At 57.2% G+C, this 14,190-nt stretch carries 12 protein-coding genes; 2 read left to right on the top strand and 10 right to left on the bottom strand.

Annotation, left to right across the window (positions count from 1 at the left end; all coding sequences use genetic code 11):
• Window positions 1-107 precede the first annotated feature (107 nt).
• From HMPREF0201_RS05480 to HMPREF0201_RS05445, 8 genes are all read right to left on the bottom strand, one after another.
• Window positions 108-338 (bottom strand): HrpF protein, encoded by a 231-nt coding sequence (locus HMPREF0201_RS05480; RefSeq protein ID WP_016535505.1) that lies wholly within the window; start codon window positions 336-338, stop codon window positions 108-110.
• A gap of 85 nt (window positions 339-423) precedes the next feature.
• Window positions 424-1,044: a type III secretion system stator protein SctL gene (gene sctL / locus HMPREF0201_RS05475; protein WP_016535504.1), complete on the bottom strand. Its 621-nt coding sequence runs from the start codon at window positions 1,042-1,044 to the stop codon at window positions 424-426.
• Between the two features lie 18 nt (window positions 1,045-1,062).
• Window positions 1,063-1,653 (bottom strand): hypothetical protein, encoded by a 591-nt coding sequence (locus HMPREF0201_RS05470; RefSeq protein WP_016535503.1) that lies wholly within the window; start codon window positions 1,651-1,653, stop codon window positions 1,063-1,065.
• Between the two features lie 15 nt (window positions 1,654-1,668).
• Entirely contained in the window at window positions 1,669-2,469 is an 801-nt protein-coding gene (gene sctJ, locus HMPREF0201_RS05465; RefSeq protein WP_016535502.1) for a type III secretion system inner membrane ring lipoprotein SctJ, read from the bottom strand.
• A 6-nt stretch (window positions 2,470-2,475) separates the two neighbouring features.
• Entirely contained in the window at window positions 2,476-2,892 is a 417-nt protein-coding gene (locus HMPREF0201_RS05460) for an EscI/YscI/HrpB family type III secretion system inner rod protein (RefSeq protein ID WP_039899153.1), read from the bottom strand.
• Between the two features lie 65 nt (window positions 2,893-2,957).
• Window positions 2,958-3,167, bottom strand: coding sequence for a hypothetical protein (locus HMPREF0201_RS05455; protein WP_016535500.1), 210 nt, complete (start codon window positions 3,165-3,167; stop codon window positions 2,958-2,960).
• A gap of 92 nt (window positions 3,168-3,259) precedes the next feature.
• Window positions 3,260-4,234 (bottom strand): sigma 54-interacting transcriptional regulator, encoded by a 975-nt coding sequence (locus tag HMPREF0201_RS05450; RefSeq protein WP_016535499.1) that lies wholly within the window; start codon window positions 4,232-4,234, stop codon window positions 3,260-3,262.
• Window positions 4,235-5,041: 807 nt separating this feature from the next.
• Window positions 5,042-6,040 (bottom strand): lytic transglycosylase domain-containing protein, encoded by a 999-nt coding sequence (locus HMPREF0201_RS05445; RefSeq protein ID WP_016535497.1) that lies wholly within the window; start codon window positions 6,038-6,040, stop codon window positions 5,042-5,044.
• A gap of 235 nt (window positions 6,041-6,275) precedes the next feature.
• Here HMPREF0201_RS05445 and HMPREF0201_RS05440 point away from each other — a divergent pair, with 235 nt between their 5' ends.
• Complete coding sequence (locus HMPREF0201_RS05440) at window positions 6,276-6,773, top strand: lytic transglycosylase domain-containing protein (RefSeq protein ID WP_039898022.1); 498 nt, start codon at window positions 6,276-6,278, stop codon at window positions 6,771-6,773.
• 41 nt (window positions 6,774-6,814) lie between these two features.
• Here the strand turns inward: HMPREF0201_RS05440 and HMPREF0201_RS05435 are convergent, their stop codons facing one another.
• Window positions 6,815-7,234 carry a type III secretion system chaperone gene (locus HMPREF0201_RS05435; protein WP_244878501.1) on the bottom strand — a complete coding sequence of 140 codons (420 nt, stop codon included), beginning with the start codon at window positions 7,232-7,234 and terminating at the stop codon, window positions 6,815-6,817.
• A gap of 10 nt (window positions 7,235-7,244) precedes the next feature.
• Window positions 7,245-12,710: an AvrE-family type 3 secretion system effector gene (locus HMPREF0201_RS05430; RefSeq protein WP_016535494.1), complete on the bottom strand. Its 5,466-nt coding sequence runs from the start codon at window positions 12,708-12,710 to the stop codon at window positions 7,245-7,247.
• A gap of 287 nt (window positions 12,711-12,997) precedes the next feature.
• Between HMPREF0201_RS05430 and HMPREF0201_RS05425 the strand changes: the two genes are divergently transcribed.
• Complete coding sequence (locus HMPREF0201_RS05425; RefSeq protein ID WP_039898021.1) at window positions 12,998-14,119, top strand: ribosomal protein uL16 3-hydroxylase; 1,122 nt, start codon at window positions 12,998-13,000, stop codon at window positions 14,117-14,119.
• Window positions 14,120-14,190 lie beyond the last annotated feature (71 nt).

The following is a 14,190-nucleotide window of genomic DNA, read 5'->3' as shown; positions in this document are numbered from 1 at the left end:
TGCTGATTCAACGACTCAATCTCCTGTTATCAACGGCGCGTTAAGCTGGCCGCTTAGGGTGCAAGCTGAGTTAAAAACGGCTTACGCATAAGCCGTTGACGGCATAACTAGTTGATGGAGTCGATAATCTCCTTGCTCAGGCTGTGCTTGAGCGACCCGAGCTGGCTGTCGGTAAAAGTGGCCGCGGCCTCTTTCATCAGGGCGTTTTTAAACTCAACCATGTCGCCCATGCTCGGCGCTGGCTGCCCAAGGGTGCCCTGCGCCAGCTCGGCTACCGAGTGGTGCAGGCGGGACAGCTGGCTGTCGAGATTGCGCTGAATATCAAAGGAATTGCTCATACGTTTCTCCTCGCGTTGAAATCGTATGATGAGTGGCGGTAAAAATGCGGGGGTTCCCGCCGCCGGAAAATTAACTTCCGACGGCTTAATCCGCGAGGCGCAGCAGGTGCTGGCGAAGTGAATTCCAGCTAATACTGAACTCGCCCTGGGCGGTTTGCAGCAGCAGGGTTTCCGCCGCCATCGCATCGTCGATGCAGCGCGACCAGCCAAGCTGCGGATGAGCATCCAGCCATTCGGCCAGCACCGCCTCATGCCGCGAGGCGTGGTAAAGCGTCACCTCTGTCGTCCGCCCGCCAGCCTGCTGCAACTGGGCCAGCAGGCCGGTAAGCTTTTGCTGCTCGGTCAGGCCGCCAAAAAGCTGTTCGAAAGCGGCGTTAATCAGCGACTGCGCCTGGTTGAGTATCTGGTTCTGCTGCGCCGTACGTTCATCGTGCCACTCGCTAAACAGCGCCTCCGAACGCTGCCAAAATGCCTGCTCGGCCTCCTCGCAGCGAGCAGCCGCCTGCCGTTCAGCCTGCTGCTGCGCCTCGGTCAACAGCCGCTCAACCTGCCGCCCGGCTTCGGCCAGCATCGCCTCGCTTCTCTGCTGCGCCAGCGCCAGAACGCTCAACGCCTGCTGCTGCTCGAGCAGCATTTTCTGCGGTAGCAGAACGCCCTCAATTGCACACGAGGCGTCCTCTAACGCCACCTTGCGGCCGATCCACATGCTGTCTTGCTCCCGTAATTAGTCGTTCGGCATAAAAGAGTGCTGCCGGGCCTGCCAGACTGCGCCATCCCACAGCGCCAGCAGGCGGTTTTGCGGCGGCGCGGGTTCTTCAAGCATTAGCGTTTCGCTTAACGTTACGGCGGCGTGGGGAAAACTCAGCCTGAGCCGCTGCCATGCTGTGGGTACAAACAGCGGGCGCAGTAGCCAGAGCGCGGAGGCTTCCGGCCACCGGGCAAAGTCCAGGCCAGCGGGCAGCCAGACGCCGGGGCGCAAACCCCGGGTGAGGCGCTCACACCAGACGAGCTGGGCGTCTTCAAGCCTTGCCGCTCCGCTGCCGCGCTGGCAGACCTCAGCCACCAGCGCCAGCAATATCATTCTCTGCTGCTGGCTCAGCGAGGCCAGCATAAGCAGACGTTCATCCGGCTCATGCGGCAGGCCAGGCGGCAGTTCCAGCAGAGTTGAAACAGCCTGCGGCGATTTGATTATCAGGCTACTGCGCTGGCTTTCCGGCAGTTGAAACCAGGCCAAATGGTGCCAGCTGGCGTCCGCCTGTTGCCAAAAAGCCCGGCTCCACCAGCGCAGCCATGCCGCCGGGGATGTGTTATCCATAGCTTCCACAATCCGCTACCGCCGCTCTGCCGGAACAACGGTCAGTTCGGTCGAGGGCGATTGTTTACCGCGTTTTATCGCCCTGAGTTTTGGGATCAGGGTAAAAATACCGCCAATTAGCAGCAGTAGCCCAAGCAGCGAGAAGAACAGCGTTCTTACCGTTGCGTACTGCGAAAGCGTCAGCTGGAATGGCCCAAGCGTGACCAGCTCGATGCGGTCGTGATAGGCCGCTGCGGGGACAAAGACGACCGAAAGCGCGCCATCATTTTTCCCGGAAAGGCCGGGAATACTGGCCGCGACCAGGCGACGAATACGCGGTTCAATACTGTCGGGGTCCATCTCCGGGGTGTATTTGATAAATACCGACGCGGATGCGGGCTGCACCGGCTCACCGGGAGCGACTCGCTCAGGCAGCACCACGTTCACCCTCGCCACCACTACGCCGTCAATTTGCGAAAGCGTTGATTCCAGCTCCTGTGAGAGCGCATAGATATAGCGAGCGCGCTCTTCAAGCGGGCTGGAGATAATGCCGTTTTTCTGGAAAACTTCGCCGAGATTAGTGCGCGCCTTGTGCGGCAAACCGTTGGCGTTAAGAATGCGAACCGAGCGCTCGATATTGTCCTGAGCTACCATCACGGTGACGCCGGTTTTATCGATTTGCTTATCGGCCTCAATTTTGTACTTCGAGAGTTCGGAGATGATGTCGTTGGCATCGGTTTCCGTCAGGCCGGTATTCAGCACCACCTGCGAGTCGCAGCCTGCCAGCAGCAGGACCAGCAGCCAGGGCTGCAGGATTTTTCGCCAGCTTAATTGCATGATGGATTACTGCAAGTTGGTCAGTTTATCTAGCCCCGATACGCTCTTCGAGACTATCTTGGCGTTCATCATGCTTTCCAGGTAATAGTTGGAAAGCTGGTCGTCCACCTGGTTGAGCACCAGCGGGTCGGTAGAGCGCGCGGCTTTACGCAGCACGTTATTCATCTGCTTCTGGTCGCTGTCCATCTGCCTGAACATACCGGAAGCTTTTTCAAACATCGGCGCTGGTTTGCCGCCAATACCGCCCATTGCCGACACGGCTTCCGGCTGTTCCAGCGCCGCGGAAAAAAATGCCGCATCGCTTTGGTTAGCCGCGCCGTTTACGGAAGAGGTCGGCGAAGACTGGGGGACTGCGCCCGATGACAAACTCAGGGAGTCGGGGTCTGGCAAAGGCATACCGGTAGCAGGATTAAGAATGTGCATATGAGTGATTCCGCCAGCAGAGAAGAGGATCAGGGATTCACACTGCGGCGAATCCCTGATAATCATTAGAAGGAAATTTTGTTCTGCGCCAGAGAACTGATCATGGTAGTGGCGGAGTTCTGGTAGCCGGAAACGTAGGCGTTTTTACGGTCACGTTCAGCTTTGTCCAGCGAGTCCTGCATTGATTTGTTTTCGATAGAGTCCATCTGGGACTGGAAGCTATCTGCCAGGCTGCCGCTTGCGCCTGCGTTGTTACCGGTGTTGACTGAAGGCATGATGTTTACTCCTCGTTAATTAAACAGTAAATGTTGCGTCATTCACAGATTAAGTGGCGCGGCGGAGTCGGCAGTTCCCAAAAAGATTAAAATTAATTTTCCTTTTCAGTCAGAGACTTAATTCGTTGATACAGGGTTCTTCTTGGAATACCTAATTCATGGGCCGCGCTGACTACCCGGTTTTCGTGGCGCGACAGGCAGTCTTCAATCAGGCTGTATTCGATGCGGCGAAGCCTTTCGCGCAGGCGCACGGAACGCATTTCCGGGTGAGCAACCTGCCCCAGCGCCGGCAGCCCCAGCACAAACCGCTCTGCCGCCCCCTTCAGCTCACGAATATTCCCCGGCCAGCGGTGCATCAGCAGCGCCTCGCTTAACTGCTGCGACATCGGCGGCAGCGCCCGGTTCAGACGGGCGGCGGACTCCTGGGCAAAGCGCCGGAACAGCGGAATAATGCATTCGACGCGTTCACGCAGCGCGGGCAGTGAAATTTTGACCGTCGTCAGGCGGAAAAACAGATCCTGGCGAAACAGCTTTTGCTCCATCAACTGGGCCAGCGGCTTTTGCGAGGCCACAATCACCCGCAAATTGAGCGCGATGCTCTTTGTGCTGCCCAGCCGCCCGACGGTTCGGGTTTCAAGCACCCGCAGTAACTTGGCCTGCAGGCTGAGGGACATGCTGTCGATTTCGTCGAGGAACAGCACGCCGTTATTAGCACTTTCGATATAACCTGCTCTGGAGTGATTTGCGCCGGTATAAGCTCCTGCCGTCACGCCAAACAGTTCGCTTTCGGCCAGCGTCTCGGGTATTGCCGCGCAGTTAATCGGCACAAAAGCACCGCGGCAGCCGGAATGCTCGTAAATCCGGCGGGCAAAGGTGTCCTTTCCGGTGCCGGTTTCCCCCTCCAGCACCAAATCAACCTTAAGGGGTGCTAACGTTTGAAGCCAAATATCCAGCCCGTCATGTACATTTTCAGAAGGAGGCAAAGCTGCGGCCGAACGCGGCATATTCAGGTCGATATCGACCGGCATATGCTTTATTTCCCAGTGATTCAAACTGTTTTCTTTCATAAATCCCCCGCTGCCTGCTTATTCAAGGTCTGGCGTATGAGTCCAACTTATGAACCATAAACGTGAACCGTAAAACGATTGTCTGCCCACTGCCGCCCGGAAATACCCGGCGACCGGCAGTAATTAATGAGTTTTGTTTATGAGAAGCAGCGTTAAGCTATCACCGAGTGGCAGAATGGCAATCAGTCAAAATTTTAGCGACCTGTAGGGATATCCCTACCCCCGGATAAGCGCTCAACTGTTCCGATGTCTGGATAAGGGGCGTTTTTTTGCCCGATGGGCCGGGGAAGAAAGTGCTCTCTCCCGCGTCGGTTCCGCGAACAACACTGGAAAAAAACGAGGATCGATTCAGTTATTTCCAAATGTATTATAAAGATTCTAAATGTATCGTTAAAAAATTAACTAAATGATAAATATGAATAAATTAATTAAAAACAGGTGAACCCAGGGACTATTCGCTCCGGCTGGCGGGAAAATGAACTTTCATCGCTAAATCCCGGGGGTAAAGATAAATTGGCTGATGGTCTTTCTGCACAATCGTCAATTCAAATAATATCCATTTACCATTATTTACAATAATAACTGCCGGCAGACATACCTGTTTCCCTTTGAAATATATTTCAGTTTCAGTATTTATGCTTAATTGGGAACATTCCTGGTCGAGTTTATCGCCATTTATCGCGCATATTTAGCCTCAAAAAGACAATAAACTGCTTTAGCCAACAATAAAGCGGCCGCATCCCGGAGGAAAACGACCGCTGTTTTCAGCGTATTTGTAAACCGGCCATGAGAGGATATGGCCTGTTATCAGGCGAATTTCGCCATATGGCTGTTCACTTCATTCACATAGTTCGGGTCGCCCAGAGAGACGCTCGAAAGGTTGTGCAGGTTCACCTGATTATCCCCTGAGTTATAGGCGCGCAGCGCGGCATCATAGCTGCCGAACTTCTCTTTGCCCTCTTTCAGCATCAACGCCGAGCACATAATCTGGTTAGCCGGAGAGTTCATGTCGCTGCCCAGCTTGTCCGGATATTTGCTCTGCATCGCCCTGTAGGTGTCCGGGTTAATCTGGTTCATGCCGCTGTCGGTCAGGCCATTGCCCGGGTTGGTTGATTTGGCATTCACGTCGCCTCCCGACTCCTGCATCGTCAGCGCGGCCAGTAATTTAGCCGGAACGCCGGTTTCAGCGGAGGCCTTTTCATACTGGCCGCCAAACTGAGAAACGATTTTTTGCAGCGTTGGATCGCTGGTTTTCAGGCTGGTGTCGCCCGGTGGCAGGCTGTCGGCTGAAGCGCCGGAAGCTCCCGCCGGGCCAGCCGCCGGTGCGCCTGCACCTGCGTCATCCGCACCGGATGCAGCCCCGCTGCCGCTGCTGCCGGAACCCGACCCCACGCCACTGGCCGGGGAAGAAGATGAGGCGTCATCTTTATTCTGCCCGGTATTCATGCCAAACAGCTGCATCAGCTCTTTCAGGAACTGCTGGAGCATTTGCTGTAGCTCCTGCATCATTCCGTCTGCCGAATTGCTGCCGTCGCTTTGTGAAGTGCTGGCCGGATTATTTGCCGGGCCGCTATTCCCCGCCGGTGAAGCGCCGAAGTTAATGGCCGAAGGCTTATCGCTGGCGCCCGCGTTGGCGAAGTTCAGCGCTAACGGAATGGCCAGCGTGTTACCGCCGTTATTCAGCAGCAGCTTAGCGGTAATACTGTTCCCGCCGTTTTGTGAGTCGGGTGGCGCCCCGTCCAGGCCCGGAAAATGGTTTTCCGGCAAAAGAGGTGAGAATCCACCCGGTCCCGATGATATCTGCATACAACACACTCCCCTAAGTGATACCCAGTAGCAATAACCGGCCGCGGCCCCGCCTCATGGCAAAGTTCAGCTTCGCCCGCGCCCGGAATGTCTCTCTAAGTGAGAGCCACCGCTAAAGAGTTCCCGCCGCAAAGCCGTCTGTGGCGAATTAGTTGATACGGGCAAAGGTCCGAAACGGGAACCGAACGCCCGTTTTCGCTACACATTGCCAGTGATGATAAAAGGAGAACTTTCTATGCAGACAAAGTCGTGGCGGCTGGGCCTTTTACTGCTTAGCCTTCCGGCTCTCGCGCAGGCGGACTGCTTCAAAAAAGTCGGGAATGCGTTTGGCATCTCTCCGGCGCTGCTGGAAGCCATTGCCTGGAAAGAGTCGAGATTTAATCTCTCTGCGGTCAACGCCGCCAACGCTAACCGCACCGAAGATGTCTGCATGATGCAGGTAAACAGCGTTCATTTTGGGCGGCTGAAACAGCTCGGCGTAACGCGCGAGGGACTGCTGCACGATCCCTGCACCTGCATCGCCACCGGGGCATGGGTATTGCATAGCCTGTTTCGCCAGCATGGCCGCTCGTGGGATACCGTCGGCATGTATAACACCGGCCCCTCTGAAAAGCGCCGCCAGCTGCGCCAGCGTTACGCCGACGAAGTACACAAGATTTATAACACTCTGCAAAAGCAGCAGCCCCGGCGGGAGCAGGATTTATTCGCCAGCAACGAAACCATTAAGCAATAAAAAGCCGGGGATAAGCCCCGGCCTTTTCGTTTCAGTAAACCTTAGCGCGGCTGCGCCTCCTCCAGCATCTCCGGCAGCTCGGTGATAAAGGCCCTCACTTCTTCGCTTTGGCTGATAAACGCGCTGAGCCAGCGGCCGAAACTTTCCGCATCCAGCGCCGCCATTTCGCTCTGGGTACACAGGCGCACCGCATTTTTCCCGTCGAGCGCCAGCCAGCAGCCGCGCATAGCGTTCATTTCAAAGTTCATCGCCAGCAGGTTCGGCAGCAGCAGCGCATCCTGCCCGGTTAGCTCCGCTACCTTGCAGTGCAGGATAGCCGCGCTGCTCCCCGGGGGCAGCTCGATAACCGCAACCTCCTGCTGCTGAGCGTTGGTTAATAAACAGACTCCCTGCTCGAGACGCAGCGTGGTTTTCTGCTGCCGCCCCCAGGCGTCAAGCCACTGTTGAAGCCGTTGTTGCATAACCATCTCCTTATCCTCCTTTCACCATAAATCCCGCTTCGGCGGCCTCACGCAGCGCCGATTTCACCTCTTGCTCGGCCTGGGCCACGCCGCCGTCCACCGTATAGCTGAGCGGCGCGCTATCGTCATCGCCGTAGCTGAAGTTGATGGTGCCCAGGTTTTCATTCATCGACAGCGACACGCCGTTAGATCCGCCGAGCAAAAACGAAGGCGTGGAGAAACCGTCCGACTTGCTTTGCGTTTTGGTGAACGCGATCGACTTCAGGCGCAGTTTGTCTCTATCTTTGAGTAAATCGACTATCGAGTCCTGGGTCACCGTATGGTTGGCCCACTGGTCTGCCAGCTTTTCACGCGGCTTGGTTTTCAGCTCCAGCGACACCACCGCCTGCGAGCTGCTATTATCCTGCAACCCTCGCAGTAGTGCTTTCAGCCGGTAATCTTCCCCCATCATCTGGGTGATTCGGTCGGCGTTACTGGGGGAAAACTCCCCTTCCATAAAATGACGCACGAAGTGGAACAACCCGTTGCTGTCGATGCGCGAAAGGTTTTTGTAGGTCGACTGGTATTCCGCTTTGTTCACCAGTTGCTGCTGGTTGAGCACCGCGCTTTGCTGGCGCACGGTTTGTTGCAGCGACTGCAAGGCCGCCAGCGGCCCGTTGCCCACCATCTCATGGTGGCGCGAAGGCGGAATAAAGCGGGCAAAGTGGTTCTCAAGCTTGCCCAGCCGCTCGCTGGCGGACATCGGCAGGCGCGGCGCACCTTCGGCAGGTGTCAGCTCGTCGAACAGTTTGCGGCTGGCAAGATCGGTAAATTCAGCCCGCATGCCGCTAATCAACTGGTCGATTTCATCGTTGCCGGGTTCAGGCAGATTTGACTGCACGGAAAGAGAGTCGGCCTGCTGCTGGCGCTTAATAAGCTGCTGCAACGTATCCAACAGCGGACGCTGCGTTTTAGCGTTATCCACCGGCGGATACCAGGCGGTAAAATGCGCCTCCAGTTGGCTAAGCTTATCGGCTACCGAAAGCGGCAGCTCGCCCTCCTTCGGCTCCTCTTTCAGCCTGGCCAGCAGCTGGGCAGAGGCGCTGTCGGTGAACTGCTTGCCCAGCGTGGTCATCAATTTCTCCAGGTGAACGCTTTCCACCGGCTGGGCATTTTTTAAATCAACGGTGAGGCTGTGCGCCGTGCGGTTGTTGATAGACAACTGCACGCTTGCGCCCACGCCCACGCCAACCGAGAACGGATCTTTGTGTTTCGGCTGAACGGTGGTGCTGACCGGAATAGCAATGTTGGCCCCCACGTTCATCTGGTTAAACGCCCTCAGGCGATGGTCGCTGTGGCTGATGCCCTGCCCCTCGGCGTTGCGCGATTCTGTTTGCTCGCTGCTGCCCGCCAGCAGGTTGGTGTTGGCGTAAACGCCGCCGCCGATGCGGGCGCTGGTGGGGAAATCTTTTTCGTGGCTGTCGGTAAACGGGAAGCCCACGCTCGCCAGCGCGGCGGCATTAATGTCCACGCTGAAGCTTTGGGTGGCCCCGCTCTTAACACTGTGGTTAGCCCCACGGTTAAGAAACTCCAGCGGATCCAGCGTGCCGCTGCTGAGCTGTTCTATGAAGCCGGGGATTTCGTGTTCAGCCAGCTCGAAGGAGACGCCGTGCTGCGACTGTAGCTGGCCGCCAAGCGTCACGCCGCCGCCCAGACGAACGCCCTGGGACAGCGGATGTTTATGGTCGCCATCGAGATAAGTTTTATGGGTTTTGTTGTAGTCGGTCAGCACGTTGTAACCCGCTCCGACAATGCCGGTTGCCGAAACGGCTCCGGTTCGCCCGAAGCTAACGTTAATGCCGGTATCGCCGCGAGAGAAACTCATGGTGTAGCCGCGATCTGCGCCCACTTTCCCGCCAACACCGGCAATCACCTGGGTTCCGGGCGCCACGGTTGCGGTCGCAGAAGCGCCATAGGTACGGCTGAACGAGAGGTTTTCCCCGCTCTCCAGCGACAGCACGGTCGCCACCATTTTCTCCTGCATTTCGCGCTGGCTCTCGGCCTGCATCACGGTTTTGGTATTGATATTCACCCCGTGATTTTCTTTGCTGAATGCTTTGGTCATCGCCTTAATGGCGTCGTAGTTGGCCTCCAGCGATTTGTGGTTGCCAAAGCCCTGCGTAGTCACCGTTTTAATCACGTTCCCGCCCCACTCTGAGTCACGAAGGCGAGAGAAGTTAGCCGCTATATCGGTTATTTTCGCCGAACGCTGAGGCTCGCTGAGCAGCGACGCCTGCTGCATTTCATCCACCGAATCATGCAGTGATTTCAGGGTCAGCGTGTCCAGCATCACCCGCGACTTCACCAGTCCGATGTCGTCGTGAATGTCGCGCTGGCGGCCCATCGGCACCTGCTCTTTCTGGTGATTAAGGGTAATTGCGCGCGCCTCAAGCTCGGCAATAATTGCCCCGGCGTGGTTACTCTTGTCTGCGGGGTAGCGGCGCAGCATATCGCTTAGCTGCCCGGTCAGATTATCCTGGCGGCTGCTCGACGGATTTAATGCCCCGCTGTTGCCGTGGTTCAGGCCAAAACGTGAAGGCGTTGCCGCCTGGCGGCGCTCGTCGCGCACGCCGTAGTGCTGGCCAATCTGCTCGCAATAATGGTTGCTGCTGTCGGAAAGCTGGCGCGCAAAGCTTGCCATTTCATCCAGCAATGTTTTCTCCTGCGGCTGCCAGCGCCGCGCCTCTTCGCCGCGCATAATTTCAAGACGCTGGCTAAGGCCCGGCCTTGGCGTATGCGTCCCCGGCTGCTGGTGCGCTGCCTTTAGCTGCCGGGTAAGCGCCCCCTGCTGCTGGTAAACGTCTTTTAACCCTTCGCGCCCGGCGTAGCGATGCTGAATAGAATAGGCGGCGGTTTTGATCGGGCGCGGCCATTCAAGCGAAGGGCGGAAGGCAAAGGTGCTGATGCGCGTACGGAACGAGGTGCGAACATGCTTGCCGTCCTGCCCGGTTTGGCCGAGGAAGTTGACTTCACGCTTGAAGGTGATGCCGGTTCCGGGCAAACGCCAGTCTTTTGAAGCCTGAGTTAACCGCTGATAGTTTTGACGAGCCACGTTCGGCTCATCGGCCTGCGCGGTGAGCGGCTCGCCTTTTGCCCAGGCTCCTTCTTTGAAGACAAAGGTGTTTCCCTGCTTATCCTGGGCGCTGATTTGCCCTTTGGCCGAGGTTTGCAGGGCGCTGAGTTCAGGCTGGCTGCCGTCCTCATTGGCGGGCAGTGCGGCTTTCGTCATACCGTCGGTTTTACCGCTGTTCCAGCTATTTTCCGGCAGTCTGAAAAGCGCTCCCTGCTTGCTCAATAACCACAGCTGCTTATCTTCGCTCATCGCCAGGTCGCTGACTCTGGAAGCATCTTCATTGCCCGCGCTTGCCGATTCAAGTTTAGCGATTTGGGCGTTCAGGGCTTCCTGGCTCAGGGTTTGTGTGCCGCGCTGATTGCGGCGGGTCGTGGTGTCGATATGGTGAAGGCCAATGTCGCCCTTTTCATTCACCGCCAGGTAGCGCCTGCTGTCTATGACCGTGAAGGCCTGCGCTTTTTCGTTTTTATCCAGCCCGGCTGTCGCCAGGTCGGCGCTGACGCTTTTGGTCACCTGCCCCAGGGCGAACACGTTGCTGCCGTGGTCAATTTTATTGCTGCTCAGGTTAACCTTGAGGCGCTTTAATTCGCCGTCTTTCATCAGCCACGGCTGGCCGTCAAGGCCGCACTGGAGCTTGTCGGCCTTCTCGTCCGAAGCGCTCCACAGGCCGGTCGTTTCATTGAAGTAATGCACTTTGCCTTCATGCAGAGCCAGCTTTCCCAGCCGCCCGAGGTCAACCACGTCGTGCGCGGCCGGGGCTATCTGCGGCAGGCCCTTCTGGTAGTCCAGCACCAGGCTGTCGCTGAGATTCCAGCTGCTTTGCGGTTTCAAATCGCCGCCGTGCCAGTGGAAGGTAATGGCGTGCTTCTGGTCATAGCCGTCTTTGACGATGAGGTGCAGGCGGTCGGTCTCATCGGCCAGCATATCTTCAAGCTTCGCCCCGTCGCCCACGGTGGCGGTGACATACTGAGAGATATTGTCGAGTAAAGGCTTATGCTTTGCGCCATCAAAGCTCAGGGAAGTGCTTTGCTCTCCCGGTTTGTCGCCGCAGTGCAGGCGGCCATTGCTGTCCAGAGCAAACAGCAGCGAGCCGTGCAGCGCGGTTTTTTTCAGGGTCATATTTTCCGGCAGCGTCAGCTCTTTGGGCTGCGGGTCCGCCGCGGTGAGGTTAGCGACATACGCTACCTTCGGTTTTTTCTCGTCGTCGCTCATCAGCACCAGCGCGTCGCGCTTCGGGCCAACGGAATAGTGATCGATCTTATGGTCGAACTTAACGTTAACCGTCCCGCCCACCGCGCTGCCGAGCTGCTTATCGTCGTTAACCCGCCACAGCATGCCGTCCCCCTGGCGCGACAGGGCCGAAAGCTTGTCGTCTTCAGCGGAAAGCGGCTGCCAGGCGTTGGCCGCGCTGTTAAAACCAAAGAGTTTTTTATCATGCAGGCGGTAGCGAGTGCCGTCTCCGTCGGTCACGCTGTCGGTCAGGCGGTCGCGCACGCCGGTCTCGGGAAGGCGAACTTTCTCACCGCCGATATCCACCGTCTGGCGGTCATGCCAGGAGAGAGGCTGAGTGGTCGGCTCCAGGCTCTGGCGGCGCATAAAGCCCCTGCGGTGCCGCGACACCTCTTCCCATTCGACTTTCTGCTGGCTGTGGCTGAGGGCGATAAATACGCCCGGCTCGCTGCGCACGGTCATCAGCCGCCCCTCTTTATCCAGCAGCACATGCTGATGGCCGTCATCGCTGGCGAGATGCGTCTGGTAGCGAAGTCGGTCGTGGCCGAGCGTTTCTTTCATTAGCGCATGCAAAGGGGCCGAGCTTTCGGGCGTGTCTATTTCGAGACGACCCTTTTTATCCAGCGTCAGCTTTGTCTCCAGCAGCATATTTTTTTCAGGTTCCGGCTCCGTCGCCAGCTCGGCAAAATGGCTGCCCGGCGTGCCGACCACGTTGCTGGGGACAGGGTTTGGCTCGGAAATGTCCGGCTGGCTGTAGAGGCTCGGCGAACTGGCGCTGGCCTGGCCGTACACGCCCGGCCTGTCGGCGCTTTGCTGGCTATAGAGGCTCGGGCTGCTGGCGTTAGATACGCCGGTATGAATTGACTCGGGCAGGTCCGGGCCGCGCTTGCGGCTAAGAAAACGGCTGAACATCCCTTTGTTCGACGTTTGCGCTTCGCCAGCGCTCTGCTTCACCCCGGCCGGAGCCTGCGCCTGTGCCGCCCTTGAGAATAACGATCCGGTTGCGGTTTGTGTTGGCGCGACATGTGCCTGTTTAAGCTGCGCGGTTTGCGCTCTCCCCTGCTGTAGATTGGCGATTTCCTGGTCGCGGATAGCGCGGCCTGGTTTGATAAAAGCTGATATTCCCGGTCCCATTCTGTTACTCCTCAACAGTCAAACACTTTCTCCGTTTGATAGGTGGAATGAACGGGGTTCCGGTTCCCGATTAATATTTTTCTTAGACCGCCTGAATATCTAAAAAACCAGCAATAGCGGGGCCTGTGGCGAAATAAGAGAGAAAAAACAAATCAGAAAAAACCGATAGCCATCCGATCCAGAGGCAGCAATAAGCCGGAAGATTAGCGGCTGCTTGACCCATGACAAGGCGACGACTGAGGCAGGCTACTTATAATCGGCCTCCTTTCGTACAGGGGTAAATAACCGTGGATTATCAACTCAATTTCAACTGGCCAGAGTTTATGGAAACTTACTGGCAGAAAAAGCCGGTGGTGCTGAAAAACGCGCTACCGAACTTTGTCGACCCTATTACGCCGGACGAACTGGCGGGCCTGGCGATGGAAAACGAAGTCGACAGCAGGTTGGTCAGCTTTAAAGAGGGAAAATGGCACGCCAGCAACGGTCCGTTTGAGCACTTTGATAACCTTGGCGATAGCGGCTGGTCGCTGCTGGCCCAGGCGGTGAACCACTGGCACGCGCCTGCTGCCGAACTGGTGCGACCGTTCCGCGTCTTGCCGGACTGGCGTTTAGACGACCTGATGATCTCCTTCTCGGTGCCGGGCGGCGGCGTAGGCCCGCATATCGACAACTATGACGTGTTCATTATTCAGGGCATGGGCAGCCGCCGCTGGCGCGTGGGCGACCGTCTGCCGCTTAAGCAGTTCTGCCCGCATCCGGCGCTGCTGCACGTTGAGCCGTTTACGCCGATCATCGATGAAGATTTAGAGCCGGGCGATATTCTCTATATTCCACCGGGCTTCCCGCACGACGGCTTCACCCATGAAACCGCACTTAACTACTCCGTTGGCTTCCGCGGGCCTAACAGCCGGGACTTGATAAGCAGCTTTGCCGACTACGTGCTGGAAAACGATCTTGGCGGCGATCACTACAGCGACCCGGATCTCACCTGCCGCGCTAATCCTGGCAAAGTGGAAAACTACGAGCTGGAACGTCTGCGCAGCATGATGACCAATCTGATAAGCCAGCCGGAAGCGTTCAACCAGTGGTTTGGCAGCTTTGTTACTACTCCGCGCCACGAACTGGATATCGCCTCCGCCGAACCGCCGTACCAGCCAGAAGAAGTGGCCGAAGCCCTGAAGTCTGGCGAAGAGCTGGTGCGTCTGAGCGGGCTGCGGGTGTTGCAGGTGGGCGATGAGTTCTTTGTTAACAGCGAACCGATGGAAGTGAATCACCGGGACGCTGCCATAGCGCTGTGCCGCTATACCCGGCTGATGAAGAGCGAGCTGGGCGATGCGGTACAGGATGAAGCATTCATCCGCCAGTTGACTGACTTAATCAACCAGGGTTACTGGTACTTCGAAGATTAATCCCTTCCTGAAGCGAAACCCGGCGAGCGCTCGTCGGGTTTTGTTTATCCGCCACTAAAGTCTGAGAACTG

This window comes from Cedecea davisae DSM 4568 (genome assembly GCF_000412335.2).
GTDB lineage: Bacteria > Pseudomonadota > Gammaproteobacteria > Enterobacterales > Enterobacteriaceae > Cedecea > Cedecea davisae.
The sequence above is the reverse complement of the archived record's forward strand: the minus strand, read 5'-3'. Positions and strand labels throughout refer to the sequence as shown.

Coding starts and splice junctions, on each gene's coding strand:
- HMPREF0201_RS05480 (WP_016535505.1), bottom strand. CDS start 338: ATGAGCAATTCCTTTGATATTCAGCGCAATCTCGACAGCCAGCTGTCC.
- HMPREF0201_RS05470 (WP_016535503.1), bottom strand. CDS start 1,653: ATGGATAACACATCCCCGGCGGCATGGCTGCGCTGGTGGAGCCGGGCT.
- HMPREF0201_RS05445 (WP_016535497.1), bottom strand. CDS start 6,040: ATGCAGATATCATCGGGACCGGGTGGATTCTCACCTCTTTTGCCGGAA.
- HMPREF0201_RS05430 (WP_016535494.1), bottom strand. CDS start 12,710: ATGGGACCGGGAATATCAGCTTTTATCAAACCAGGCCGCGCTATCCGC.
- sctJ (WP_016535502.1), bottom strand. CDS start 2,469: ATGCAATTAAGCTGGCGAAAAATCCTGCAGCCCTGGCTGCTGGTCCTG.
- HMPREF0201_RS05440 (WP_039898022.1), top strand. CDS start 6,276: ATGCAGACAAAGTCGTGGCGGCTGGGCCTTTTACTGCTTAGCCTTCCG.
- HMPREF0201_RS05460 (WP_039899153.1), bottom strand. CDS start 2,892: ATGCACATTCTTAATCCTGCTACCGGTATGCCTTTGCCAGACCCCGAC.
- HMPREF0201_RS05435 (WP_244878501.1), bottom strand. CDS start 7,234: ATGCAACAACGGCTTCAACAGTGGCTTGACGCCTGGGGGCGGCAGCAG.
- HMPREF0201_RS05450 (WP_016535499.1), bottom strand. CDS start 4,234: ATGAAAGAAAACAGTTTGAATCACTGGGAAATAAAGCATATGCCGGTC.
- sctL (WP_016535504.1), bottom strand. CDS start 1,044: ATGTGGATCGGCCGCAAGGTGGCGTTAGAGGACGCCTCGTGTGCAATT.
- HMPREF0201_RS05455 (WP_016535500.1), bottom strand. CDS start 3,167: ATGCCTTCAGTCAACACCGGTAACAACGCAGGCGCAAGCGGCAGCCTG.